The organism is Streptomyces sp. NPDC001406, assembly GCF_042895285.1.
In the GTDB taxonomy this organism is placed as follows: domain Bacteria; phylum Actinomycetota; class Actinomycetes; order Streptomycetales; family Streptomycetaceae; genus Streptomyces.
This window is the reverse complement of the sequence record NZ_JBIAWG010000005.1, coordinates 357,914-383,294: the sequence shown is the minus strand read 5'-3', so window position 1 is coordinate 383,294 and position 25,381 is coordinate 357,914. Positions and strand designations below refer to the sequence as shown.

The 25,381-nt window shown below is 70.8% G+C and carries 24 protein-coding genes and 1 pseudogene; 14 read left to right on the top strand and 11 right to left on the bottom strand.

Going from position 1 to position 25,381, the window contains the following annotated elements; translation table 11 throughout:
* Positions 1-1,209 (bottom strand): exodeoxyribonuclease VII large subunit, encoded by a 1,209-nt coding sequence (gene xseA, locus ACFY1J_RS14760; protein WP_390708663.1) that lies wholly within the window; start codon positions 1,207-1,209, stop codon positions 1-3.
* Positions 1,210-1,276: 67 nt separating this feature from the next.
* Here xseA and ACFY1J_RS14755 point away from each other — a divergent pair, with 67 nt between their 5' ends.
* Positions 1,277-2,293: a 4-hydroxy-3-methylbut-2-enyl diphosphate reductase gene (locus ACFY1J_RS14755; RefSeq protein WP_390708664.1), complete on the top strand. Its 1,017-nt coding sequence runs from the start codon at positions 1,277-1,279 to the stop codon at positions 2,291-2,293.
* A gap of 53 nt (positions 2,294-2,346) precedes the next feature.
* Positions 2,347-3,093, top strand: a complete 747-nt coding sequence (gene ppgK, locus ACFY1J_RS14750) for a polyphosphate--glucose phosphotransferase (protein WP_390708665.1) — start codon at positions 2,347-2,349, stop codon at positions 3,091-3,093.
* A gap of 11 nt (positions 3,094-3,104) precedes the next feature.
* Here the strand turns inward: ppgK and ACFY1J_RS14745 are convergent, their stop codons facing one another.
* Entirely contained in the window at positions 3,105-3,629 is a 525-nt protein-coding gene (locus tag ACFY1J_RS14745) for a DUF6542 domain-containing protein (RefSeq protein WP_390731292.1), read from the bottom strand.
* Between the two features lie 171 nt (positions 3,630-3,800).
* Between ACFY1J_RS14745 and ychF the strand changes: the two genes are divergently transcribed.
* Entirely contained in the window at positions 3,801-4,889 is a 1,089-nt protein-coding gene (gene ychF / locus ACFY1J_RS14740; RefSeq protein WP_390731291.1) for a redox-regulated ATPase YchF, read from the top strand.
* 122 nt (positions 4,890-5,011) lie between these two features.
* Here the strand turns inward: ychF and ACFY1J_RS14735 are convergent, their stop codons facing one another.
* A complete protein-coding gene (locus ACFY1J_RS14735) occupies positions 5,012-5,275 on the bottom strand; it encodes a type II toxin-antitoxin system RelE/ParE family toxin (RefSeq protein WP_390708668.1) in 264 nt (87 codons plus the stop codon).
* Positions 5,268-5,537: a type II toxin-antitoxin system Phd/YefM family antitoxin gene (locus tag ACFY1J_RS14730; RefSeq protein ID WP_100828042.1), complete on the bottom strand. Its 270-nt coding sequence runs from the start codon at positions 5,535-5,537 to the stop codon at positions 5,268-5,270. Before ACFY1J_RS14730 ends, ACFY1J_RS14735 begins: the two co-directional genes overlap by 8 nt.
* A gap of 511 nt (positions 5,538-6,048) precedes the next feature.
* Between ACFY1J_RS14730 and ACFY1J_RS14725 the strand changes: the two genes are divergently transcribed.
* A complete protein-coding gene (locus tag ACFY1J_RS14725) occupies positions 6,049-7,608 on the top strand; it encodes an arylsulfotransferase family protein (RefSeq protein WP_390708669.1) in 1,560 nt (519 codons plus the stop codon).
* 97 nt (positions 7,609-7,705) lie between these two features.
* Here the strand turns inward: ACFY1J_RS14725 and ACFY1J_RS14720 are convergent, their stop codons facing one another.
* The gene (locus tag ACFY1J_RS14720; RefSeq protein WP_390731290.1) at positions 7,706-8,683 is read right to left on the bottom strand and encodes an SMP-30/gluconolactonase/LRE family protein; all 978 of its coding nucleotides are present in this window, start codon (positions 8,681-8,683) and stop codon (positions 7,706-7,708) included.
* A 147-nt stretch (positions 8,684-8,830) separates the two neighbouring features.
* On the opposite strand from ACFY1J_RS14720, the gene ACFY1J_RS14715 reads away from it, so the two are divergent.
* A complete protein-coding gene (locus ACFY1J_RS14715; protein ID WP_390708671.1) occupies positions 8,831-9,271 on the top strand; it encodes a MarR family winged helix-turn-helix transcriptional regulator in 441 nt (146 codons plus the stop codon).
* Here ACFY1J_RS14715 and ACFY1J_RS14710 read toward each other — a convergent pair.
* On the bottom strand, positions 9,243-10,460 hold the full coding sequence (locus tag ACFY1J_RS14710; protein WP_390708672.1) for a serpin family protein: 1,218 nt from the start codon (positions 10,458-10,460) through the stop codon (positions 9,243-9,245). The genes ACFY1J_RS14715 and ACFY1J_RS14710 overlap by 29 nt on opposite strands.
* 87 nt (positions 10,461-10,547) lie before the next feature.
* Here ACFY1J_RS14710 and ACFY1J_RS14705 point away from each other — a divergent pair, with 87 nt between their 5' ends.
* From ACFY1J_RS14705 to ACFY1J_RS14680, 6 genes and pseudogenes are all read left to right on the top strand, one after another.
* Positions 10,548-11,762 (top strand): DUF4190 domain-containing protein, encoded by a 1,215-nt coding sequence (locus ACFY1J_RS14705; RefSeq protein ID WP_390708673.1) that lies wholly within the window; start codon positions 10,548-10,550, stop codon positions 11,760-11,762.
* 147 nt (positions 11,763-11,909) lie between these two features.
* Entirely contained in the window at positions 11,910-12,662 is a 753-nt protein-coding gene (locus ACFY1J_RS14700) for a GntR family transcriptional regulator (protein ID WP_390708674.1), read from the top strand.
* 297 nt (positions 12,663-12,959) lie between these two features.
* Entirely contained in the window at positions 12,960-13,154 is a 195-nt protein-coding gene (locus ACFY1J_RS14695) for an SPOR domain-containing protein (RefSeq protein WP_390708675.1), read from the top strand.
* A 30-nt stretch (positions 13,155-13,184) separates the two neighbouring features.
* On the top strand, positions 13,185-13,595 hold the full coding sequence (locus ACFY1J_RS14690) for a (deoxy)nucleoside triphosphate pyrophosphohydrolase (protein WP_390708676.1): 411 nt from the start codon (positions 13,185-13,187) through the stop codon (positions 13,593-13,595).
* 98 nt (positions 13,596-13,693) lie between these two features.
* Positions 13,694-14,123 (top strand): annotated as a pseudogene (locus tag ACFY1J_RS14685) (ATP-binding protein).
* A gap of 271 nt (positions 14,124-14,394) precedes the next feature.
* Complete coding sequence (locus ACFY1J_RS14680) at positions 14,395-16,983, top strand: SpoIIE family protein phosphatase (protein WP_390708677.1); 2,589 nt, start codon at positions 14,395-14,397, stop codon at positions 16,981-16,983.
* A 281-nt stretch (positions 16,984-17,264) separates the two neighbouring features.
* On the opposite strand, the gene ACFY1J_RS14675 is transcribed toward ACFY1J_RS14680, so the two are convergent.
* Positions 17,265-18,809: a hypothetical protein gene (locus ACFY1J_RS14675; RefSeq protein ID WP_390708678.1), complete on the bottom strand. Its 1,545-nt coding sequence runs from the start codon at positions 18,807-18,809 to the stop codon at positions 17,265-17,267.
* Between the two features lie 79 nt (positions 18,810-18,888).
* Between ACFY1J_RS14675 and ACFY1J_RS14670 the strand changes: the two genes are divergently transcribed.
* The 3 genes from ACFY1J_RS14670 to ACFY1J_RS14660 are packed head-to-tail and all read left to right on the top strand — an operon-like array spanning position 18,889 to position 21,301.
* On the top strand, positions 18,889-20,010 hold the full coding sequence (locus ACFY1J_RS14670; protein WP_390708679.1) for a hypothetical protein: 1,122 nt from the start codon (positions 18,889-18,891) through the stop codon (positions 20,008-20,010).
* Positions 20,007-20,981, top strand: coding sequence for a phosphotransferase (locus tag ACFY1J_RS14665; protein ID WP_390708680.1), 975 nt, complete (start codon positions 20,007-20,009; stop codon positions 20,979-20,981). The genes ACFY1J_RS14670 and ACFY1J_RS14665 overlap by 4 nt, the downstream gene beginning before the upstream one ends.
* Before the next feature lie 5 nt (positions 20,982-20,986).
* On the top strand, positions 20,987-21,301 hold the full coding sequence (locus tag ACFY1J_RS14660) for a hypothetical protein (protein ID WP_390708681.1): 315 nt from the start codon (positions 20,987-20,989) through the stop codon (positions 21,299-21,301).
* On the opposite strand, the gene ACFY1J_RS14655 is transcribed toward ACFY1J_RS14660, so the two are convergent.
* From ACFY1J_RS14655 to ACFY1J_RS14640, 4 genes are all read right to left on the bottom strand, one after another.
* Positions 21,282-22,052, bottom strand: a complete 771-nt coding sequence (locus ACFY1J_RS14655) for a succinate dehydrogenase/fumarate reductase iron-sulfur subunit (RefSeq protein ID WP_390708682.1) — start codon at positions 22,050-22,052, stop codon at positions 21,282-21,284. The two genes, ACFY1J_RS14660 and ACFY1J_RS14655, sit on opposite strands and share 20 nt — an antisense overlap.
* Entirely contained in the window at positions 22,049-23,986 is a 1,938-nt protein-coding gene (locus ACFY1J_RS14650) for a fumarate reductase/succinate dehydrogenase flavoprotein subunit (protein WP_390708683.1), read from the bottom strand. Before ACFY1J_RS14650 ends, ACFY1J_RS14655 begins: the two co-directional genes overlap by 4 nt.
* Positions 23,987-24,004: 18 nt before the next feature.
* Positions 24,005-24,826: a hypothetical protein gene (locus ACFY1J_RS14645; RefSeq protein WP_390708684.1), complete on the bottom strand. Its 822-nt coding sequence runs from the start codon at positions 24,824-24,826 to the stop codon at positions 24,005-24,007.
* Between the two features lie 73 nt (positions 24,827-24,899).
* Positions 24,900-25,190 (bottom strand): hypothetical protein, encoded by a 291-nt coding sequence (locus ACFY1J_RS14640; RefSeq protein WP_363294009.1) that lies wholly within the window; start codon positions 25,188-25,190, stop codon positions 24,900-24,902.
* Between the last annotated feature and the right edge of the window lie 191 nt (positions 25,191-25,381).

Here is a 25,381-nt window from a genome sequence, read left to right as displayed (position 1 = left end):
CTAAGAATCGACTCGTACGGAGAACTCACCCTCGGCGACCCGCGCCCGCAGCGCCTCGCCCGCGGCCACCTCGTCCGGGTCCCGCACCACATGACCGTCGGACTTCTGCAGCACCGCGTAACCGCGCTTCAGCGTCGCCGCCGGCGAGAGGGCCACCACGCGTGCGTGCGTGTGCGTCAGCTCGGAGTCGGCGCGGTCGAGGAGGTGCCCGAGTGTGCGCCGGGAGCGCTCGACCAGCGATGCGACATGATCCGCCCGCTCGTCGACCATGCGGTGCGGATCCTCCATCGAGGGCCGGGCCAGCGCATGGGCCAGCCCGCGCTCCTCCCGCTCGATGAACGCCCCCACGCACCGCCTCGCCCGGTCCCGCAGCATGCGCACGCGCTCGAACTCCTCGCCCACGTCCGGTACGACCTTCTTGGCGGCGTCCGTCGGGGTCGAGGCGCGCAGGTCGGCGACGTGGTCGAGCAGCGGGTTGTCCGGCTCGTGCCCGATGGCGGACACCACCGGCGTACGGCAGGCGGCCACCGCGCGGACGAGCTGCTCGTCGGAGAAGGGCAGCAGGTCCTCGACGCTGCCGCCGCCGCGCGCGACGATGATCACGTCGACGTCCTCCAGCTCGTCGAGCTCCTTCACCGCCTGCACCACCTGCGGCACCGCGTGCACGCCCTGCACGGGCACGTTGCGCACCTCGAAGCGCACGGCGGGCCAGCGGTGCCGGGCGTTCTCCAGCACGTCACGCTCCGCGGCCGAGGCGCGGCCGCAGACCAGCCCGATGAGCTGGGGAAGGAAGGGCAACGGCTTCTTGCGCTCGGGCGCGAAGAGCCCCTCCGCCGCGAGCGTCTTCTTCAGCTGCTCCAGCCGGGCCAGCAGCTCCCCGACCCCGACCGGCTTTATCTCGGCGGCCCGCAGCGACAGCTGCCCGCGCGGCGCGTACCACTCGGGCTTCGCGTGGACGACGACCCGGGCGCCCTCGCCCACGACGTCGGCGACGGCGTCGAACACCTGCCGGTAGCAGGTGACGCTCACCGAGATGTCGTACGACGGATCGCGCAGCGTCAGGAACACCACCCCGGCACCCGGCCGCCGCGACAACTGCGTGATCTGCCCCTCGACCCACACCGCCCCGAGCCGGTCGATCCAGCTCCCGATGAGCCGCGACACCTCACCGACGGGCAGCGGTGCGTCCGCGGACGTGTTGACAGCCATGCGCCCGAGGTTAACGGCCGCCACCGACATCCCGGCCCGATCTTCGGCCTCCGCATGCGGCCTTACGATGGTTCCCATGACTGCTTCGCCTGGCCGCCGTGTCCTGCTCGCCGCCCCACGAGGCTACTGCGCGGGTGTGGACCGCGCCGTGATCGCCGTCGAAAAGGCCCTGGAGCAGTACGGGGCCCCGATCTATGTCCGGCACGAGATCGTCCACAACAAGTACGTCGTGCAGACCCTGGAGAAGAAGGGCGCGATCTTCGTCGAGCGGACGGAGGAGGTCCCGCCCGGGAACATCGTCATGTTCTCCGCGCACGGGGTCGCCCCCGTGGTGCACGAGGAGGCCGAGCGCGGCCGCCTCGCCACCATCGACGCCACCTGCCCCCTGGTCACCAAGGTCCACAAGGAAGCCGTCCGCTTCGCCAACGAGGACTACGACATCCTCCTGATCGGGCACGAGGGCCACGAGGAGGTCATCGGCACCTCCGGTGAGGCCCCCGACCACATCCAGCTCGTCGACGGCCCCGGGGACGTCGCCAAGGTCGAGGTCCGCGACGAGTCCAAGGTCGTCTGGCTCTCCCAGACCACCCTCTCCGTCGACGAGACCATGGAGACCGTCGACGCCCTGAAGGACAAGTTCCCGCAGCTCATCTCCCCGCCGAGCGACGACATCTGCTACGCCACGCAGAACCGTCAGCTCGCCGTGAAGCAGATGGGCGCCGAGGCGGAGCTGGTGATCGTGGTCGGCTCCCGCAACTCCTCCAACTCCAAGCGGCTCGTCGAGGTCGCCAAGCTCGCCGGCTCCCGCGAGGCATACCTGGTGGACTTCGCCGACGAGATCGACGAGGCCTGGTTGGACGGCGTGACCACGGTCGGCGTCACCTCCGGCGCCTCCGTCCCGGAGGTCCTGGTGGAGCAGGTCCTGGAGTGGCTCGCCGAGCGCGGCTACGGGGACGTCGAGATCGTCAAGGCGGCCGAGGAGTCCATCACCTTCTCGCTGCCCAAGGAACTCCGCCGCGACCTGCGCGACGAGGCGGCGGCCCTGGTCGCCGAGCGCGGTGGATCGGGTACGTCGGACGCGTGACCCGGCGCACCGCCCAGTACGTGACTGTCAGTCGTACCACGTAACGTAGAGCCATGCAGATCTTCGGCGTGGACATCGGCGGATCCGGGATCAAGGGCGCCCCTGTGGACCTGGAGCGGGGCGACCTCGCGGAGGAGCGCTTCAAGGTGCTCACTCCGCACCCGGCGACGCCCGACGGGGTGGCCGACGGAGTGAAGGAGGTCGTCGAGCACTTCGGCTGGACGGGCCCGGTCGGGCTCACCTTCCCGGGCGTGGTCACCGGCGGCGCCATGATCCGTACGGCCGCCAATGTGGACAAGAGCTGGATCGGCACGGACGCGCGCGCCCTGTTCAGCGACCGCCTGGGCGGCCATGACGTCACGGTCGTCAACGACGCGGACGCGGCGGGCGTCGCCGAGATGAACTTCGGCGCCGGCCAGGGCCGCCGGGGCACGGTCATCCTGCTGACCTTCGGCACGGGCATCGGAAGCGCCGTGTTCGTCGACGGCGCCCTCGTCCCGAACACCGAACTGGGCCACCTCGAACTGAACGGCCACGACGCGGAGAAGCGGGCCTCCAGCAAGGTCAAGGAGGACAACCAGATGACGTGGGAGCACTGGGCCCGCCGGGTCCAGAAGTACCTCGCCCACGTCGAGATGCTGTTCTCCCCCGAGCTGTTCATCATCGGCGGCGGGGTCAGCCGCAAGTCCGACAAGTTCCTGCACCTGATCGAGGGCATCAAGGCGGAGATGGTTCCGGCGCAGCTCCAGAACAACGCGGGGATCGTGGGGGCGGCGATGCGGGCGGCCAAGCACGGCTAGCGCGGTTGCGCTCACACCCGTCGCCGGCGCCTGACCAGCCGGATCCTCCGTACGATCACGATCACACCGGCGACGAGCGTCCCCCCGTACAGCCACCCGGCCTGGGTGGCCAGTGCGGTCACCACGCCCATCAGCTCCCCGGCTGTCCCCCCGCTGCCGTCCGCGACGGGCAGCAGCCCCACGGCGAAGGCGATCGGCACGACGACGGGCGCGATCATCAGATCGCTCCCGCGCACCCACAGCGCGGTCAGCACGCACACCGGCAGGAACAGCACGCCGTACACCGTCAGGGACGCCCCGAACAGCAGTTGGTCGAGGTAGCCCAGCAGGAACATCACGGCTCCGCAGAACAGCCCGCCGCCGAGTCCGGTGAGCCGGGGGTTCGGCAGCCGCCGCGAGGGCCGTACCGGGCGGGCCGGACCGGGGGAGGGCCGTCGTACGCCCCCCGGACGGCGTCTCGCCTGGGGCGGCAATGGCGCCGGCGGCGTGCCGCGTCGCGGTCCGTGCTGCGGGGGTCGCGTCCTGTGTTGCTCCACTGGACCAACTTAGGTCTGTTTATGTGCGGAATCGCCCCTCAGACACGCCGATGGGCAGAGCTTGGCCAACCGTTCGACGCGGCCGCCGGGGCTCCGCCGGGTACGCCGTAGACTGGTGGATCGGCCGGACTCCTGGCCCCCTGGCCCTCACCACATACGGGAAGTCGCAACGTGTCGCTCACGATCGGAATCGTCGGTCTGCCGAATGTCGGCAAGTCGACCCTGTTCAACGCCCTGACCAAGAACGACGTGCTCGCGGCCAACTACCCGTTCGCCACGATCGAGCCCAACGTGGGTGTGGTCGGCGTCCCCGACGCGCGCCTCACCAAGTTGGCCGAGATCTTCGGCTCGCAGCGGATCCTCCCGGCCACCGTCGACTTCGTCGACATCGCCGGCATCGTGCGCGGCGCCTCGGAGGGCGAGGGCCTGGGCAACAAGTTCCTCGCGAACATCCGTGAGTCCGACGCGATCTGCCAGGTCATCCGCGCCTTCAAGGACGAGAACGTCGTCCACGTCGACGGCAAGGTCTCGCCCCAGGGCGACATCGAGACGATCAACACCGAGCTGATCCTCGCCGACCTCCAGACGATCGAGAAGGTCCTGCCGCGCCTCCAGAAGGAGTCGCGCATCAAGAAGGACGTCGCGCCCAAGGTCAAGGCCGTCGAGGAGGCCAAGGAGATCCTGGAGAAGGGCGACACGCTCTTCGCCCACGGCATCGTCCAGGGCACCGAGCGCAACGAGCTCCTGCACGACCTGCACCTCCTCACCACCAAGCCGTTCCTCTACGTCTTCAACGTCGACGAGGAGGAGCTGGTCGACGACGACTTCAAGAACGAGCAGCGCGCCCTGGTCGCCCCCGCCGAGGCGATCTTCCTCAACGCCAAGCTGGAGGCGGACCTCGCCGAGCTCGACGAGGAGGACGCGCTGGAGCTCCTGGAGTCGGTCGGCGCCGAGGAGCCCGGCCTCGCCACCCTCGCCCGCGTCGGCTTCGTCACCCTCGGCCTGCAGACCTACCTCACGGCCGGCCCGAAGGAAGCCCGCGCCTGGACCATCAAGAAGGGCGCCACCGCCCCCGAGGCCGCCGGTGTCATCCACACCGACTTCCAGAAGGGCTTCATCAAGGCCGAGGTCATCTCCTTCGCCGACCTGGTGACAACGGGTTCGGTCGCCGAGGCCCGCGCCAAGGGCAAGGCGCGGATGGAGGGCAAGGAGTATGTGATGCAGGACGGGGATGTGGTGGAGTTCCGCTTCAACGTGTGAGCGGATGAAATATCACCACGTCGCTGACGTGGCAAATATGCTGGTCATAAGGGGTTGGGCGCCTGGGGCCCAACCCCTTCGTCGACCCTGTGCTGGATATTCTGACTTGACGTCAGGAGCCTTCAGGTGCCGTAGACGGTGGAGCGATGTCCGACGTGTACCACCCACACCACCAGCTCGCCGTTGTCGATCGTGTAGATCACGCGATAGTCGCCCACCCGTAGGCGGCGGCGGTCGGGCTGGGAGACGAGAGCTGTGGTGTTGAACCCCAGCGGGTCGGTCTCCAGCTCGGTCAGCTTGGCCAGAATGCGGAGGGCCATGTCTCGTGGGACCTTGCGTAGCTCGGCCTGAGCCTCGGGTCGGAAGACGGTGCGGTACTCACTCACTGCGCGCCAGCGTCTCCCTCATGATGTCCTCGATCGGGATGCCGGGCGCTGGGTTGGCCATGCGCTCGTCGATGATCCGGTTGATCTCGCGCTCTTCCCACTCCTGGTACTTGCGCAGCACCTCGATGGAGACGACGGCGGCGACCTGCTTGCCGCGTCGGGTGATCACGGTGGGTACGTCGTCCCGGTCGGCTCGCTCCACGACCTCGGCGAGGTGGGCCCGGACATCGCGAATGGACTCTATGGGCAGTGGCTGCGTCATGCGCCCAAGGGTACCGAGTGTCTCATGTGTACACAAAGGCTCATGGCTGCGCTGGGGTGCCGGGTACACCATCACCGTGCTGGATCTCTGCTGGATGCGACCTCGGGAAGGTATAGCCCCATCAGCAAGATGGTGCTGCCGTACGCACCCCAGTACAACGTCCGGCCGGTGGCCGATGACTGCCACGCAACCCGCCGCCACCGCCGTGGCCAGCACCGAGGGTAAGCGCAGTGTCGTGGTGCAGGGCCCGAAGCACCATCAGTCCCTGTCGCATGACCGGGTGAGCCCCCACCCGCCGATTGGCCCACCCCCGTGGCTTCGCGCAGGCGTAAGGCGTCCTTGGCACTTACCGTCACCCGGGGAGCAACTTCCGATCTTGTTGCCCGGTGCCAAGGAGGCGGCCATGGTGTCGCGAGAGTCGTGGGGTCGCCGGTCGGGGCGGAGAGGCCGGCGTGCCGTCGGGGTCTGTGCGCTTGCTTTGGGGTGCGTCGTGGGGAGCTGTGTGCCCGCCGTGGGTGTGGCGCGTCCGGAGGGGGACGCGGCCCGGCTGTGTGCCACGACTCCCTATCCGCCGTCGGAACCCACTCCGCCGCCGATCCTGTCGGGCAGCGACGTGTGGAGTTTCGTCTCCGAGCCCGGTCTGCACCCGATGCGGGTCAGCGTCACCGCGCACCGGCCGGGGACGGCTCCGGGTGGCATCTTCGTCGGGCCGTTCAGCGCGGACCAGATGATCGGCCAGACCGGGGCGCTCATCAACGACGACTCCGGTGATCCGGTCTGGTTCCGTCCGCTGCCCTCCACGAACCTGCAGAACGCCGACTTCAGGGTGCAGACCTACTACGAGGGCCGCGGGGGCCGGGGACGGCCGGTGCTGACCTGGTGGCAGGGCACCCTCGCGCTTCCTCCGGCGTACACGAACCTGCCGGCCGGCGCGCCGGAACCGGGCGGGTGCTACTACATCTACGACACCCACTACCGCCTGCTCAGGACGGTCTTCGCCCACCACGGCTACTACCCGGACGAGCACGAATTCACCCTGACCCGCAGGGGCACCGCACTGTTCATCGCGTCCCGGCCGGTGCCCATGGATCTCACGCCCTATGGGGGTCCGGAGAACGGAGCCATCGAGAACAGCGAGATCCAGGAGGTCGACCTCGCCACCGGCCGACTCCTCTACTCGTGGAACGCGCTGGACCACCTCGACCCCGCCGATTCCGAGGAGGCGGCCTCGACCGCGTCGTCGTCCGGCGGCGTGTGGGACGCCTTTCACATCAACTCGGTCGACGAGGGTCCCGACGGCCGGTTGCTGATCTCGGCCCGGAACATGTGGGCGATCTACGACGTCACCAAGAAGTCCGGGCGGATCCGCTATCAGATCGGCGGGAAGAAGAGCGACTTCACCTTCGGGCCCAACGCCGACTTCTACTGGCAGCACGATGCGCGGTTCCGGCCGGGAAACCGGATCAGCATGTTCGACGACGGCTGCTGCGACCTGCCCGACGGCTCCCCCGAGCAGCGCTCGCACGGTCTGATCCTCAACCTCGACTTCCGCGGGCGGAAGGCGACCGTGGATCGGGCCTACTACCACCAGCCGCCGCTGGAGTCACCGACCCAGGGCAACACCCAGGCCCTCGCCAACGGCAACGAGTTCATCGGGTGGGGCCAGAGCCCGTACTACTCGGAGTACGCGGGTGCGGGGAACACCGAGGCCGACGCCGCACGGAACCTGCTCTACGACGCGAAGCTGCCCGGCTCCGACATCTCCTACCGGGCGTTCCGGAACGAGTGGACCGGTACGCCGTACTACCCACCGAGCGCGGCGGCACGCACCGACGGCGGGCACAGCGTCGTCTACGCCTCCTGGAACGGCTCGACCGAGACCCGGGCATGGCAGGTGCTGGCCGGGCCTGCCCCCGACCGGTTGTCCATCGTCGCCCGTCATGTTCCTCGGGACGGGTTCGAGACCGACGTCAGCACGAACAGTGCCGGGCCGTACTTCCAGGTGAAGGCGCTCGATGCGCACGGCAAGGTCCTTCGTGCCTCCCGCGTCGTGACTCTCTCGGTCGGGTGAGACGAGTCGGGTGAGACGAGTCGGGTGAGACGAGTCGGGTGAGATGAGCGGGAGTCGGGTGAGATGCACCCGGGCCGCCGGCCTCGACGCCTGACCGTCAGATTCCCCGCACGGACGCCACGGTGAACGGCGACTCGGGCACTCCGGGGCCCATCGGCCCGCCCTTGTCGAACTGCGAGCGTACGACCAGCAGCCGTCCCCGGTCGCGGACCAGCGTGGTCGGGATCTGCAGCGCGGGGTCGGTGAACCGTCGCTCCAGACGGGCCGAGCGGCCGTCCGGCGACAGCCGCCACCTGGTGATCGTGTCGACGGCGTTGTGCGCGGCCCACAGCGTGCCGTGGGCCAGCTCCAGCCCGTCGCCGTGCGTCAAGTCGCCGCCGTACAGGGTGACTTGGCGTACGGCCCCGGTGGCGACGTCCACCCGGTAGAGGCCACCGCCGGTCATGTCGACGGCGAACAGCCGCTGCCCGGCCGGGTCGGCGACGATGCCGTTGAGGGTGAAGGCGTCGGGGGACCCCGGGTCCTTGACGTAGCTCAGGTCGTAGGCCGGGGTCAGCGTCCCGCGTGGGCCGCGGGCCAGGTCGGCGGGGGTGGCGCGGTAGATCACCGCGCGGGTGCTGTCGGTGAGGTAGGCCGTGCCGTCCGGGGCGACGGCCAGGTCGTTGACGAAGCGGGGCGCGTCGCCCGGCACCTCGAAGCGGGCGATCAGGGACCGGTCGCGCAGGTCGTAGACGTCGACGCCGGCGGTCGAGTCGATGACCCACAGCCGTCCGGCCCGGTCGGCCTTGAGTCCGTTGGCGGTGGCGCGGCCGTCGGCGCCCGCGGGCAGGAACACCTCCGCGGTGCGCGTCCCGCGAGCGGCGCGGTAGACGGCGCCGGTCGTGTACGAGCCGACGTATATGTCCCCGGTGCGCGGGTCGAGGGCGATCCCCTCGGGGTAGACGCGGTCGCCGGGGAGCGCGAAGGCGGTTGACACGCGGGGCGTGGTGGCCGCGCGCGCCGTGGGTGCGGTCGCGGTCGCGGTCACGGCCAGTGCGGCGGCGGCGGCGGTGGTGAGGAATGTGCGGCGGTGCATCGAGCGGGACACAGTGGTGCCTCTCGGTTCGGCTTCTCACGGGATGATGGGTATGAACTTAAGTTAGAGCTCTAATCATCGTCAATGTATTAATGCCTTGCAGTCCCGTGGAGGGTGCACCGACGCAGGGGCGATTAGCATGCGCAGATGACGTCCATGCCCGCCGCCGAGCGCCTCGGTTCCCACCTCAAGCGGGCCGAACAGGCCCTCTCCGCGACCAAGTCCGCGGTCCTGAAACCGGCCGGCCTGACCGTCGCGCAGTACTCGGCGCTGCTCCACCTCTCCGGCAACCCCGGCATCAGCGCGGCGGCCCTCGCCCGCCTGTGCGGGGTCACCCCGCCGACGATGAACACGGTCCTGAACAACCTCCAGGACCGTGCCCTGATCGAACGCACGCCGCACGAGTGGCACAAGAACGTGCTGGAGACGAGGCTCACGGACGAGGGCCGCGCCGTCATGGCCGACGCGGACGCGCGGGCCGTACGGGTGGAGCGGGCGCTGGCCGCGGAGTTCACGGACGAGGAGCGGACGGCGCTGACCGCGCTCCTCGCCCGGTGTGTCACCGTCCTGGAGCGGGAGCGCCCATAAGGCCTGGGGTGCTGAACGGCGTCGGGTCCGTGACCCAGCCGGCCGCGAGCACCAGACGCGTCTCCCGGTGCACGGCGAGGAACCCGAAGGGCCGGTCGAACGCCACCTGGACGACGGTGGTCTCGTAGCGGTACCGCGGAGGGCCGCTGCCCGCCACGGGCATCACGGCCGTCACCGCGGCGGCGCGGAACCCGAGGGCGCCGAACTGGGCGACCGCCGACTGCCGGGCCGCCCCGACGGCGAGCGGGGAACCGCTGATCCCCGGAAAGTGCCCCTGCCGGGTGTCCCGCGCCGTCGTGAGCCCGAACAGGCGGTGCAGGGCCAGCAGATCGTGGTCCGCCTTCACCTCGTACGCCACCGTCCTGATGTCCAGCGTCGTCGGCTCCGGGGTGAGGGCGGGCCGCCGCTCCACGCGCAGGCCCGGTCCCGCGTCCCCGTACGGGAGGCGGCCGCCCCCGACGACCAAAAGCGCCCGCTCCAGGATGCCGACGCCCGCCCTCAGCACCTGCCCGGGGGCCATCCGCTCCTCGCCGAGCAGCAGGTGGACGTCGATGCCGTTGTCGCCGGGCACCTTCAGCGAGGTGACCAAGCCCTCGGGTGCGCTCGTCACACCGACCCGGTCCGGCCGCACACTCCTGCGGTACAGCCCGAGCAGCGTACGGCCCTGCCACGGCCCGGCGGTCGGCCGCAACGGCAGTTCCCTGAACGGGCGCGGCCAGTTCGTGCGCAGGGCGAGCGCGCAGGCGAGCACCATCCTGGCGTCCTCCGACAGCTCGACCGGCATCCGCTCGATCAGCCCGCCCGTCCGCTTCGCCGCCCAGGCGTCCAGCGCCTTCTGGGAGGCGGCGAGTTCGTGGGTGAGCACGCCGTGCGCCTCGGCGGGCAGCCCCGCATGCCACTCCTCCCGCAGCTCCAGCGCGCGGTCCGTCCACAGGCCGAGCGCGGAGTCCAGGCCGGGCATGGCCTCCATCGCGGCCAGCAACTCCCGTGCCGCGCCCGCCGCTTGCCCGGCGGGCAGCCCGAGCGCCTCCGCCAGCTCGGCCCGCGCCGGGCCCCCGGCCCCGTCGGCCAGGAAGGCCAGCAGCGGCCACACCCCGGCGGCCGAGAACACCGTGCCCTGCTCCGCGACCCCTGCCCAGCGCGCGGTCAGTCCGTTCACCGCCCGCACGGTCGCATGTGTGACCCGCATTCCACCCCCGTCGGCAGCGCGCTTACCATGCGCCCAGTCGTACGTCAGTTCAGCGTCACCGCCGCCCGACCCAGGAGCACGGTACCCGTGTCCATACCCCCGCCTCCCGGCCCCCACCAGCCCGAAGGACAGCACCCGTCGTATCCGCAGGGCCCTTACGAGCAGGGGCCGTACGGGCAGGGCCCCTACGCCCAGGGCCCGTACGGCGGACTGCCGTACCAGCCCTGGTCTCAGGGCTACAGCCCCTTCAACCGGCCGGCGCCCGTCAACGGGCTCGCCATCGCCGCCCTCGTGCTCGGCATCCTCTGCTTCCTGCCGGGAGTGGGACTGGTCCTCGGGATCGTCGCGCTGGTCCAGATCAGAAAGCGGGGTGAGCGCGGCAGGGGGCTGGCGATCAGTGGCTCCGTGCTGTCCGGGATCGGGCTCGCGTTGTGGGTGCTGGCGCTCGCCACCGGCGGGGCCTTTGACTTCTGGGAGGGCTTCAAGGAGGGCGCGCGTGGCGGCGCGAGCCTGTCGCTGGCCAAGGGAGAGTGCTTCAACGCGCCCGGCGGCTCGCTGTCCGGCGAGACGGACGACGTCGACAAGGTGTCCTGCGACCGCGCGCACGACGGCGAGGTGTTCGCCTCCTTCAGGCTGAAGGGCCGCTCCTACCCGGGCGACGGCCCGGTCACCAAGGCGGCCGACGAGCGTTGCTACGGGCTCCAGGACAGCTACGCGATGGACGGCTGGGCCGTCCCCTCCGACGTCGACGTCTACTACCTCACCCCGACCCGGGACAGCTGGAGCCTGGGCGACCGCGAGGTCACCTGCGTGTTCGGCAACACCGTCGAGGGCAAGAACCTGACCGGCTCGCTGCGCAACGACGAGACCGTCCTCGACGCGGACCAGGTCGCCTATCTGAAGGCGGCTCATGTGCTCAACGCCGCCATGGACAGCGCACCGGACGCGGAGTACGTCGAGGACGACCTGCCCGGGCACAAGGCGTGGGCGGGCCGGGTCGAGGTGGCGCTCGCCGCGCAGGCCGGGATGCTGCGCGGCCACTCGTGGCCGGCGGACGCGAAGAAGCCGGTCGCCACGTTGGTCGTGGAGATCGACAAGTCCCGCGCCGAGTGGGCGAAGGCCGCCGCGGCCGACGACGCCGACACCTTCTACGCGCACTACGACAAGGGCTTCAAGCTGCTCGACCGGAACAAGACGGTCACCGCCCGCAAGGCTCTGGGCCTGGCCACGACCCCGCCGTCCTACGAAGACGACAGCGGCGGCTCCGACAGCGGGGGAGACGGCGGCGGTATGGAGGTGTGATCGCGGCTATAGCGGGGAGAAAGTGCCTGCGTAAAGCCCTCGCGAGCCACAAGTCATCACATCGAGTGATTCTCTGGCCTTTGCTTGCACGGCACAACCCACGGTTGCCACTCTGTTGCTGTCTGTACAATCTGATGGGAGCGGCCAGTGACTTTCGGTGAGCAGCCGGCGTATCTGCGTGTCGCGGGTGATCTCCGCAAGAAGATCGTCGACGGTTCGCTGCCGCCCCACACCCGGCTCCCCTCCCAGGCGAGGATCCGCGAGGAGTACGGGGTCTCGGACACGGTCGCCCTGGAGGCCCGCAAGGTGCTGATGGCCGAGGGCCTGGTCGAGGGCCGTTCCGGCTCGGGGACCTATGTGCGCGAGCGGCCCGTGCCCCGGCGGGTGGCCCGCTCCGGGTTCCGCCCGTCCGGTGGCGCCACTCCGTTCCGCCAGGAGCAGTCCGACGCCGCCGCGCGCGGCACCTGGGAGTCCGGCAGCGAGCAGACCGAGGCGAGCGGCGCCATCGCCGACCGGCTCGGCATCCGGCCCGGCGAGCGCGTGATGTGCACCAAGTACCTCTTCCGGGACGGTGGAGAGCCGATGATGCTCTCCACCTCCTGGGAGCCCCTCGCCGTCACCGGGCGCACGCCCGTGATGCTGCCCGAGGAGGGACCGCTCGGCGGCATGGGCGTCGTGGAGCGGATGCGTGCCATCGACGTCATCGTCGACAACGTCACCGAGGAGGTCGGCGCCCGCCCCGGCCTCGCCGAGGAACTGCACATCCTGGGCGGTGTGCCCGGTCATGTCGTCCTCGTCATCCAGCGCACGTACTACGCCTCCGGCCGCCCGGTGGAGACGGCGGACGTGGTCATCCCCGCCGACCGCTATCGTGCCGCGTACCACCTCCCGGTGAAGTAGCGCACACCCCAAGGGCAGTTGACCCCGTCGCCTCGCCGATCCGCGGGCTGTCCCGGGCCGTTGGAATCCGGCCGTTTTCGCAGGTGACCCCAGCTGTCCCAGGTGGGCCGCCGACCAGACGCACCGGGGCGCCCGGACGGCGCATTCATCATCGTGCGCCCCCGGGGTTCTGGCTGGTTGCGTACCTCTTTGTGAAAAGCCGTGTTCGCTGCGTAAAGGTTAGGCGTACGCTCGGGCATATGCGGATTGCGGTTTCCTCAGAGCGCGGGTCCATGGGGAGCGGAGGGGTGGGGCGCCATGAGTGAAGGGACGGTCTCTCTTCCCTGGCTCGTGATACGGCAGGACGACAACGGCAATCGCTACCGCGTGGGCAGGTACGCGACGCGGTCCGAGGCCCAGAAGATCGCCGACAGTCTCGACGACCGCGGACACAAGCAGCTCTACTGGGTCGAGCGCATCGCCCAGAACGGAGACGGCGGCACACGCAACTGACCCCGTCCGCGCTCCCGTAGGCTCCCGCCCATGACGGAACGGATCGTGGTGGTGGGAGCCGCCCTGTTCGACGGCGATCGCCTGCTCGCCGCGCGCCGCAGCGCGCCCCCCGAGCTGGCCGGCCGCTGGGAGCTGCCCGGCGGCAAGGTCGAACCCGGCGAGAGTCCCGAGGCCGCCCTCGTGCGCGAACTGCGCGAGGAGCTCGGCGTCGAGACCGAGGCCGTCGAGCGCGTCCCGGGGGAGTGGCCGCTGAAACCCCCGTACGTGCTCCACGTGTGGACCGCCCGCCTGCGCCCCGGCTCCGCCGACCCCAAGCCCCTCCAGGACCACGACGAACTGCGCTGGCTCGCCCCCGCTGAGATCTGGTCCGTGGACTGGCTCGACCAGGACGTCGCCGCCGTACGACAGCTGGAGACCCGCCCGGAGGCGGGAGCGGGCTGAGATTCCCTACGCCGTTCGTGCCACACTGCGCCCCTCCGGGCGGTACTGCGCCCCGGATATCGGGTATGTGTCGATTAACACTACGAAACCGGACATGGGTGGGCTCGCTTGCCTGGGAAGTGATCGGGCGTGATCGACACCGAAGGCGACTGTGCCGAATGGACCTTCCCCGCGGATCCCGGTGCTGTGCGCACCGCCCGCACAGCGGTCCGGGCCCAGTTGCTCGGCTGGGGGCTGGATGCCCTCGCGGACATGACGGCGCTGCTGGTCAGCGAGTTGGTGACAAACTCGCTCCGGCATGCCACCGGCCCCATCGGCGTACGCCTCGTACGCCCCAGTGGCCTCGGCGACACCCTCCTGGTCGAGGTGTCGGACCCGCTGCCCGATCCGCCGCACGAACGGGTCCACCATCTCGAGGACGAGAGCGGCCGCGGCATCCAACTGGTCGCCAGTTCCTCGCGCCGCTGGGGCACACGGCCCGGCGACAACGGCAAGACGGTCTGGTTCGAGCTCGCGGTTCCCGGTTGAACCGCGAGCCGCAGGGGGGACCAGGGGTGTTACAGCCCCCTTCCGCCGTCCATGGAACGACACTGGCCGGTGACCATTGCCGGAGTCTGTGGTTCGAGGGCGTGTTCCCTGGTTAGAAGACTGGGAGTGTTGTCGCGGTCCGGTCCGAAAACCGCTTGGGCCGACCTGTGATCGTGAACACCGTGTCGTGCGGCGCCGTAGTGCTGGATACTGCGGGCAGCCGCCTCCGGTGACCGGTGCCGGACGCGGTGAGCTGGAGGGGACGGTTCGCGTGAGCGAGATACCAGCGAAGGCCACGGAGTCCGAGGACCCGTCGGACGGCGCGAGGGCGGGGGGCGTGGATTCTGCCGCGGCTCCCGGAGACGCCATGTGGCAGGTCAGTCCGCCCGGCTCCATGTACGACTACATCAAGGTCGCGTCCTTCTCCATCGGCCCCGGCGGGCTCGTCGACCAGTGGAGCCTGCGCGCCGAGCAGCTCTTCGGCATCCCCGCCGAGCGTGCCGTCGGCATGGACCCCATCGAGGCCTTCATCGACCCCGATCTGCGCGAGCGGGGCCAGCGCAAGATGGCCGAGATCCTCGACGGGCGGGAGTGGACCGGGGTGGTCCCCTTCCGGATGCCGGACACGGCGGACGCGGAGCGCGGGGAGGAAGCCCTCGCCGAGGTCTACGTCATGCCGACCCGGACCGCCGAGGGCGACCGGGCCGCCGTCTGCATCGTGGTCGACGTCCGCACCCTGCGCAGCATCGAAACCGACCTCGCCGCCTCGCAGGCAATTTTCGGTCAATCTCCTTTCGGCTTCCTGCTGATCGACCCCGACCTGCGGGTCCGCCGCGCCAACATGCGGTTCGCCTCGATCTTCGGCGGTACACCGGACGACCACCGGGGCAAGGGAGTCCACGACTACCTGCCGCGGAGCGAGGCCGAGCGGGTCGCCGCCACCCTGCGCCGGGTCCTGGAGACCGGTAACTCCATCACGGACATGCACGTCACGGGCTTCGTGCCCGGGTCCGAGGAGCGTCGGCACTGGTCCATCAACCTCTATCGCGTGCACAGCGGCAGCGGCCGGCCCATCGGCATCGCCTGGCTGGGCACCGACATCACGGCCCGCCGTGCGGCGGCCCGCGAGGCGGCGGCCGCGCGGCGAAATCTCGCCCTTCTCAACGAGGCGGGCGCCCGCATAGGCAACTCCCTGGATCTGGAGACGACGGCCCGCGAACTCCTCGACGTCGTCGTGCCCGGCTTCTGCGACCTCGCCACCGTCGACCTCTATCAGGGCCTCCTGGCCGGCGACGAGACCCCGCCAGGGCTGGCCGACGGCAGCGCGGAACTGCGCCGGGTCGCCTACGCCAGCGCGGTCTCCGACGCGCCGTTCGTCGGCGGCGGCTCACCGGTCGCGGTCGGCGCGGTCCACCACTACTCCTTCAACTCGCCCTGCGCGGGCGCCCTGCGCACCGCCCGCCCGCAGAACGTCCCCGCCGAGGAGGGCGGCCTCGTCCAGTCCACGCTGGCCGTCCCGATGGTTGCCCACGACACGGTCGTAGGGCTTGCCCAGTTCTCCCGGACGAAGGGCAGCGAGCCGTTCGGCGAGCGCGACCGGGACCTCGCCGTGGAACTGGCCGCGCGGGCCGCCGTCTGCATCGACAACGCCCGCCTCTACCGTCGCGAGCACGAGCGCGCGCTGATACTGCAGCGGTCCCTGCTGCCACCGGGCGATCCCGAGGCGTCCGGCCTGGACATCGCGTGCCGCTATCTGCCCGGCAACGCGGCGACCGAGGTCGGCGGCGACTGGTTCGACGTGATCGAACTCCCCGGTCACCGCACCGCGTTGGTGGTGGGCGACGTCATGGGCCGGGGTCTGCGCGCGGCGGTGGCGATGGGCGAACTCCGTACGGCGGTCCGCACGCTGGCGCTGCTCGACCTGGAACCGGCCGAGGTCCTCTCGGCGTTGGACGAGATCGCCCGTGGCCTCGGCACCCCCGGCGGAGTCCAGCAGGCGACCCGCGCCGCCCGCCAGCCCCGCGACGCGGACCTCTCCGAGGTCTATCTGGCGACCTGTGTGTACGCGGTGTACGACTCGGTGACCAGACGCTGCACGTTCGCCAACGCCGGCCATCTGCCGCCGGTGCTGGTGGAGCCGGGCGAGGCGGCGCTGATGCTGGACGTGCCGCCGGGCATGCCGCTCGGCGTGGGCGGCGAGCCGTTCGAGGAAGTGGAGGTCGAACTCCCCGAGGGCGCCCTGCTCGCCCTGTACACGGACGGACTGGTCGAATCCCGGCACCACCCCCTCGACGAGGGCCTCCAGGCCTTCGTGGGCGCGCTCACGGACCCGGCCAGCCCGCTGGAGGACGTCTGCGACCACGTCCTCAACACCCTCGACACCCATCACGGCGAGGACGACATCGCCCTGCTGATGGCCCGCGTCCAGGGGCTGCCGGCCGACTCGGTCGGCGACTGGGCGCTGCCGCGCGAGCCGCGCAGCGTGGGCCGCGCCCGTGAGTACGCCCGCGGCCAGTTGGTCAGCTGGGATCTGGAGCCCCTGGTCGACACCACGGAGCTGCTGGTCAGCGAGCTGGTGACCAACGCGCTGCGGTACGGCGAGGGCGAGATCAGACTCCGGCTCCTGCTGGACCGCACCCTGGTCTGCGAGGTCTGGGACTCCGGCCTGGTCCAGCCCCGCCGCCGACGCGCCCGCGACACCGACGAGGGCGGCCGCGGCCTCCAGCTCGTCGGCCTGCTGAGCGCAGCCTGGGGGTCCCGGCGCACACCTCGCGGCAAGACGGTCTGGTTCGAACTCCCGCTCCCCGACGGCGAGAACACCTTGACGGACCCGGCGGAGGCATTGCTGAGCCTGTTCTGAGAACGGGCGGCGCCCGGGGCTAGTTGCGCAAGTCCCAGCAGGCCGGTCCCACTCCCGGGGGAGTCTGCGCCAGTTGCGCGTGTCGGGCCCGCCGAGGACCTCCCCGGCCAGGCCGCTCGCGCGATCGGTGGCGCCGTCGTACGGGTTGTCGTGTGCTCGTACGTCCCGCTCCGCCGGCTCCCGGGCCTCCCGGGCGAGGCCGTCGGCGAGGGTGTACTCACCGGCCTCCGTGGCAAGCAGCGGCTCCGCTTCCGTCAGGCGCGCGCAAGTTCCGGTCGGTGCTATTCCCGGGGGAGTCTGCGGCGGTCGCGGGTGTCGGGGCCGCCGAAGCTGGCCGGGGGGCCTCCGTCGGGTTCCTCGGCGAGCAGGATGCCGCCGAGGACGGCTCCGGCCAGGCCGCTTGCGTGGTCGGTGGGGCCGTCGTACGGGTTGCCGTGCGCCCGTACGTCCCGCTCCGCCAACTCCCGGGCCTCCCGGGCGAGGCCGTCGGACCGGCCCGCCTGCGCGGCGAGCAGCCGCTCCGCCTCCGCCAGGCGCGTGCGGGCCTCGGCGCCCACCGCCGCCCGGTGTGTGGCGATGAAGTCCCCCGCGGCGGACGTGGCGCTGCGGGCGGCCAGCAGGGCGGCCACCGGGACGACACCGGCGCGTCCCACCGCGAGCAGTCCGACGGCCCGCGTGATCCGCCGCAGGGCGTCCAACGGGTCGTACGGCCCACCGGTCAGCTCCTCCCGTACGGCGGCCAGGGCCGCGTCGGCGTGGGCCAGGCGGGCCCGGAGCTCACCCTCGGGAAGGAGCGGGGGCCGTCTGCGCGCCTCGGCGACCTCCGCCTCCCCGCCGGTCAGCACGGCCGGCACCAGCCCCGCCGCCTCCTGAAGCTCCGCGGCCAGCCGCTCCACCCCGGCCACGAGGACCTCGGCCTGGGCCACGGCCCCCTCGGCCGCGCGCAGTTCACGGGCCGCCGGCCAGCTGTCCCCGGAATCGGCCGTCTGGCGGGCCCGGTTGAGGTGGGTCGTGGCGAACACGAGCCGGTCCTTGGCCTGTTCGAGGTAGCCGGTGACGGGTGCTGTGGCCGAGGGCGAGTATCGCTCGCGCAGCTCGGCCTGCACGGCGTCGGCACCCTTCGTCCGTCCGGCCAGCGCCCGGAACCGCCCCTCCGCGACCTCCAGCGCCTCACTCATCCCCCCTTCCAGCGACCGCAGTTGATCGAACCCGGCCGCCTCCGCGTCCAGCCGCCGCCCGGCCTCCGCGCACCGCCCCACGATCCCGATCAGCGCCTGCCGCCGGGCCGACTCGTCCTCCGGAACCCCCTGCTCGTACCGCCGCCGTATCGCGAACGCGGCCGCCAGCTCGGTCTCCGCCGCCCGCAGGGCCCCCGCGAAGGGCTCCAATTCCTCCGGTCCGAACCGCGCCTCGGCGAAGCCGAGTTCCTCGCGGCTCGTGCGCACGCTGTCGTCCGCGGCGACCAGCGAGGCCCGCGCCTGCCGTTCGAAGTCGCGGGCCGACGGTTCGGGCGGGTGCGCGGACACCAGGCCGGGCGTCGTACGGCTCCGGGCCCGCCGGGTGCGGCGCAGATACCCGTACCCGGCAAGCACCACCACCGCGGCCACGACCACGAGCGGCAGGACCAGGTCGGCGGGAGAGGTACCGCCCTGCTCCGCCGCGGCGGTCACGCCCGCCACGGGAACCGGATCTTGGGCCCTGATCGTCATCCCCGGCAACACCAGCCACACGACTGCGACCACACAGCCCAGCAGGGCATGCGCCACCCGCACGGCTATGTGCGACTTGGCATGCCGGGGCCGGCCACGGATCGAGGATGACGTCACATTTCGGAGCGTATGGGCAGGTAAGCGGCTCCGCGACCGCTGTGGATGCGCGTGGGGGACGACGGACAGGGGGTACGGGATGGACACGGCACCGATACGGCCCACCGAAGGCGAGGTGCCGGCGGCGGAAGGTGATGCGCCGGGGACGGCGGGCCAGGATGCCGGTGCGGGCGCCGGTCCCCGCGTGCGGCGTCGGCGGTGGGTCACGTGGGCGCGGCGAGCGGTGCTCGCGGTGGTCCTTGCCGTCGTCCTGCCCCTTCTCGCCGCCGAGACCGCCCTGCGCGTGAACTACACCGGTGACCCGGCCGACGGCACGTACACCAGGAACAAGGACGCCATCTGGCTGGGGCACGCCTGGGTCGACGGGCGCAAGAAGGACGCCGATGTCGAGGCCCTCGCCCGTCGGCTGCGCGACACCGGCATCCGGGATCTGTACGTCCACTCGGGTCCCCTGGAGCACGACGGAACCCTCCCCGAGTCGGACTGTCCGAAGGCCCGTTGGCTGATCGCCGCCGTGCACCGGGAGCTTCCCGGCATACGCGTCCAGGCCTGGCTCGGCGACAAGCTGGCCAGTGAGTCCCCCGACGGTCTGCGCCTGGAGCGCGCCGGCACCCGCGCGGCCGTCGTCCGCTCCACCCGGCAGATCCTCGCCGCCGGCTTCGAGGGCGCCCACTTCGACCTGGAGCCCCTCCATTCCGGAGACCGCTACTACCTGTCCCTCCTGGACGACCTGCGCCGCGTCACCCGCGACAACAACGCCCAGCTCTCGGTCGCCGCCCACCAGATCGACCCGCTGCCCGCCTTCCACTCCTTCTGGGGCACGACCACGGGCCACCCCAAGTGGTGGTCGCAGGCGTACTTCGGCGAGGTGGCCCGCCGCGTGGACCAGATCGCCGTCATGTCGTACGACACCATGCAGCCGCTGCAGAGCCTGTACGGCGGCTATGTCGCCCAGCAGACCAGCCTCGCCCTGGAGGTCACCCCGGCCTCCACCGACCTCCTCATGGGCCTGCCCTTCTACCACGAGAACCGCTTCGGCCACTGGGCGCACGCCGAGACCGTCCCGGCCGCCGTACGCGGCGTACGCCTGGGCCTGTCCCGTACGGACGCGGACCGCTCGCGCTTCGGCGTCGCCCTGTACGTGGACTTCGCGGCCACGGAGGCCGACTGGAGGGCCTACAAGGAAGACTGGGTGCGGTGACCCGCACACGACAGCAACCGACCGTCGCCGCACTGGCCCCGCTCGCCCGGGCCGCCGTCGGCCCGGCCCGCACCCTCGTGGCCGTCACCCGGCTGCGCGGCGGTTCCAAGAAGGGCGCCTACCGCCTCGCCCTCGACGACGACACGACGGCGGTCGCCTACGTCTGGTCCCCCGACGAGGACTACTGGGACCAGCCCGACAGCGACCCCCGCGACCCGTTCTCGCACGCCTCCGGCCTCGACCTGTTCACCGCGTCGCACGCCCGCCTGTCCGCCCTCGGCGTCCGCACGCCCCGCCTGCTGCACGCCGACCCGGAGGCGAACGCGGCCGTCGTCGAGGACATCCGGGGCGGCAGCCTGGAGGAGGCGCTCCGGCACGACCCGGACGCGGCCCGCCCGGTCCTGGAGCGGCTGGCCGGGATGCTGGCGGCCATGGGCGACTGCACGGCGGACGCCTACGGCAAGGTGCGTCTCGTCGACAACAAAGGCTCCTCGCACGGCGGTTCCTGCGAGCAGCTCGTCACCGACCGCGCGCTGGCCGACATCGCCCAGGCCGCCGTACGCGACCCGCGGATCGCCGCCGCCCGCCAGGCGCTGGAGGACACCGTGCGCTCCCTGGCCGCCGAGGTCCGCCCGCGCGCCCGGTACACCCTGATCCACGGCGAACTCGGCCCGGACCACGTCCTCGTGGACGCCGACGGGAACCCGGTGCTCATCGACATCGAGGGGCTGATGTACTTCGACGCCGAGTGGGAGCACGTGTTCCTGCGGCTCCGCTTCGGCCCCGCGTACGACGCCCTCCGCGCTCCCGGCCTCGACGAGGCCCGCCTGCGCCTGTACCGGCTGGCCATGCACCTGAACCTCGTCGCGGGCCCGCTGCGCCTGCTCGACGGGGACTTCCCCCATACGGAATTCATACGCGGTATCGCGGAGTACAACCTGGCCCAGGCGCTGGCCCTGGTGGGACAATGACGGTCATGCACATGTTCTTGGTCGTCGCGGCAGTGCTGGCCGTGACGCTGATGGCGGTGTTCGGCATCGCCGGCATCACGACCGGCTGGGTGGTGCCGTTCGGCCGGCACCGCGTCCTGCGGCCGAAGCTGTGGGGGTACGGCCAGCTGCTCGGCGCGGTCGGGATGTCCCTGTGGATGTTCCTCGGCGTGTTCCCCAAGAAGTTCGATGTGATCCCGCTCATCGGCTGGTTCGTGTTCATGGGGAGCCTGGGCCTTCAGATACTGGCCCAGCGCCCCGGCCGTACCCCTCGGCCGACCCCTACGAAGTCCGCCTCCTGATCTTCGAGCCCAGCCACACCAGCGGGTCGTACTTGCGGTCGACGGCCCGTTCCTTCATGGGGATCAGCGCATTGTCAGTGATCTTGATCCCCTCGGGGCACACCTCCGTGCAGCACTTGGTGATGTTGCAGTAGCCGAGGCCGTGTTCGTCCTGGGCCGTGCTCTTGCGGTCCAGGCCGGTCTCGGCCGCCGCGTCCAGCGGGTGCATGTCCAGCTCCGCCACCCGCATCAGGAAGCGCGGCCCCGCGAACGCCTTCTTGTTCTCCTCGTGGTCGCGCACGACATGGCAGGTGTTCTGGCACAGGTAGCACTCGATGCACTTACGGAACTCCTGCGACCGGTCCACGTCCTCCTGCATCATCCGGTACTCGCCCGGAGCGACACCGGCGGGCGGCACGAACGACGGAACCTCCCTGGCCTTCTCGTAGTTGAAGCCGACGTCCGTCACCAGGTCGCGGATCACCGGGAAGGTGCGCAGGGGAGTAACCGTGATCGTCTCGTCACGGGTGAAGACCGACATGCGCGTCATGCACATCAGCCGTGGCCGGCCGTTGATCTCCGCGGAGCACGAACCGCACTTGCCCGCCTTGCAGTTCCAGCGCACGGCGAGGTCGGGCGTCTGGGTGGCCTGGAGGCGGTGGATGATGTCGAGCACCACCTCGCCGTCGTTGACCGTGACCTTGAAGTCCTCCAGGCCGCCGCCCCCGACGTCGCCCCGCCACACCTTGAAGCGGGCCTCGTAGCTGCTCACTCGTAGAGCTCCTCTTCGGCGAGGTACTTGACCAGCTCCTCCTTCTCGAAGAGGGCGAGCAGGTCCGGGCGGATGGGTTCGGTGGTCTCGCGGGTGAGTTCGATCTGGCCCTGGACCGGGTCGGTCGCGGCCAGGCCGCCGGTCGGGTCGGCCAGCCCGCACAGCAGGTTGACCGGGCGCCACCTGCGGTCCATCGTCGGGTGGTCCTCGCGGGTGTGCCCGCCGCGCGACTCCGTGCGCTTCAGGGCGGCCCGCGCCACGCACTCGCTGACCAGCAGCATGTTGCGCAGGTCCAGGGCGAGGTGCCAGCCCGGGTTGAACTGGCGGTGGCCCTCGACGCCGGCCCGGCGGGCCCGTACCCGCAGATCCGCGAGCTTCTCCAGGGCCTGGGCCATCTCGCCCTCGCGGCGGATGATGCCGACGAGGTCGTTCATGGTCTGCTGGAGTTCCTGGTGCAGGGTGTACGGGTTCTCCGGGGGGCGTCCGTCGTCCGCCTCGGGGCCCTCCGCGGAGAAGGGGCGCAGCGCCTCGGCCGCCGCCATGTCCACCTGGGTCTCGTCCACGGGCGGGCGGGCGCCCGCCAGGCCCGCCGCGTACTCGGCCGCGTGCCAGCCCGCCCGGCGCCCGAACACCAGCAGGTCCGAGAGGGAGTTGCCGCCGAGCCGGTTGGAGCCGTGCATGCCGCCCGCGACCTCACCGGCCGCGAACAGGCCCGGCACCCCGCGCGCGGCCTCCGTGTCGGAGTCGACCGCGATGCCGCCCATCACGTAGTGACAGGTCGGTCCGACCTCCATCGGCTCCGCCGTGATGTCGACGTCGGCCAGCTCCTTGAACTGGTGGTACATGGACGGCAGCCGGCGCTTGATGACCTCGGGCGGCATCCGCGTCGAGACGTCCAGGAAGACCCCGCCGTGCGGGGAGCCGCGGCCCGCCTTCACCTCGGAGTTGATCGCGCGGGCCACCTCGTCGCGAGGGAGCAGCTCGGGCGGGCGCCGGTTGTTCTCCTGGTCGTCGTACCAGCGGTCGCCCTCCTCCTCGGACTGGGCGTACTTCTCCTTGAAGACGTCGGGGACGTAGTCGAACATGAACCGCTTGCCCTCGGAGTTCCTGAGCACCCCGCCGTCGCCGCGCACCGACTCCGTCACCAGCAGGCCCTTGACGGACGGCGGCCAGATCATGCCCGTCGGGTGGAACTGCACGAACTCCATGTTCAGCAGCGAGCCGCCCGCGAGCAGCGCCAGCGCGTGCCCGTCGCCCGTGTACTCCCACGAGTTCGACGTCACCTTGAAGGACTTGCCGATACCGCCGGTCGCGATGACGACGGCGGGTGCTTCGAGGACGAAGAAACGGCCGAACTCGCGGTCGTACGCGAAGACACCGCTGACCCGTGAGCCGTCCTTGAGGATCCGGGTGACCGTGCACTCCTGGAAGACCTTGAGCCGGGACTCGTAGTCGCCCGTCTCGCGATGGTCCTCCTGCTGCAGCGAGACGACCTTCTGCTGCAAGGTCCGGATCAGCTCAAGACCCGTGCGGTCGCCGACGTGCGCGAGGCGTGGGTACTCGTGGCCGCCGAAGTTGCGCTGGGAGATCTTTCCGTCCTTCGTACGGTCGAACAGCGCGCCCCAGGTCTCCAGCTCCCACACCCGGTCCGGGGCCTCCCGCGCATGCAGCTCGGCCATCCGCCACTGGTTGAGGAACTTGCCGCCGCGCATGGTGTCGCGGAAGTGGACCTGCCAGTTGTCGTGCGCGTTGACGTTGGCCATCGCGGCCGCGATGCCGCCCTCGGCCATCACGGTGTGCGCCTTGCCGAACAGCGACTTGCAGATCACCGCCGTACGGGCGCCGCGCTCCCGGGCCTCGATCGCGGCGCGCAGCCCGGCGCCACCGGCACCGACCACGACGACGTCCCACTCCTGCCGGTCGACCACGGACATCAGAAGGCCCCACCCAATCTAGAAGAAGCGCGGATCGTCGAAGACACCGGACGCGATCAGATAGACGTAGAAGTCGGCGAGCGCCACGCTCACCAGCGACGCCCAGGCCAGCTCCATGTGGCGGGCGTTCAGCTTCCCGACGAACTGCCACGCCTTGTAGCGCACGGGATGCTTCGAGAAGTGCTTGAGCTTCCCGCCGACGATGTGCCGGCAGGAGTGGCAGGAGATGGTGTACGCCCAGATCAGCACGATGTTGGCCAGGAAGACCAGGGTGCCCAGACCCATGTGGCCCCACCGGTAGTGCTCGTCGCGGAAGGACAGCACCGTGTCGTAGGTGAGCACCCCGGCGACCAGGAGGGCGGCGTAGAAGAAGTACCGGTGGATGTTCTGCAGGATCAGCGGCAAGCGGGTCTCACCGGTGTACTTCCGGTGCGGCTCGGCCACCGCGCAGGCCGGCGGGGACAGCCAGAAGCTGCGGTAATAGGCCTTGCGGTAGTAGTAGCAGGTCAGGCGGAAGCCCAGCGGGAAGATCAGGATGATGATCGCCGGGGAGATCGCCCACCAGCTGCCGAACAGATCGGCGTTCGGGCCCGCGTGCATGGTCCGGCAGTTGTCCGCCAGGCACGGGGAGTAGAACGGTGAGACGTACGGCGCCGCGTAGTAGTGCGCATTGGCGAAGGCCCGCCAGGTCGAGTAGACGACGAAGGCGAACAGACCGGCCGCTGTGACGGCGGGGGCCAGCCACCAGCGGTCGGTCCGCAGATGCGGGGCGGCGATCGCGGCGCGCGTATCGGTGGGTACGCCGCCGCTGTTCATATGGGGTTCCGTACCAGTGGCCAACTCATGACTCCGGTCGGGTTCGGGTGAGTGGGGGTGCCTGTCGGCACTCCCTCGGGGCCTGCGGGCCGCGCTCCTACGGGGCGTGCCGGTCGCGGGCGCCGAGACCCTCGTCGTCCGAGTCCGTCCACAGGCTGATGTCGTACGGCGTGTCGGAGATGGTCACGAGATCGGGGCGACGCGGCTGGCCGAGGCCGGGGGCGACCTCGCGCAGCAGTGCCACGCTCTCGCGCAGGTGATCGGCGTCGGCGCGGACGCGGCGCATCTCCAGTCCGCCGCTCCCGAGCTGTTGCTCCAGGCGTCCGACGGACCGGAACAGGTCGTCGAGACAACGCTGGACTGACGTCAGGTCGTCGTGCACGGACATGACGTGACCTCACTTCCCGCGGACCTCGTGGTCCTAGGCGGCAACGTTCATGCGCCTGCGAGTGTTGCGCGTCACACCTGCTGATGTGAAGGCATGTGCAGCGATTGGCGGATTGCACGCCTCCACCGCACGCCCGCACGCGCGCTGTGTGTGCGCCGGGAGCGCATGTTGCGCCGCACGGGTGGCCTTGA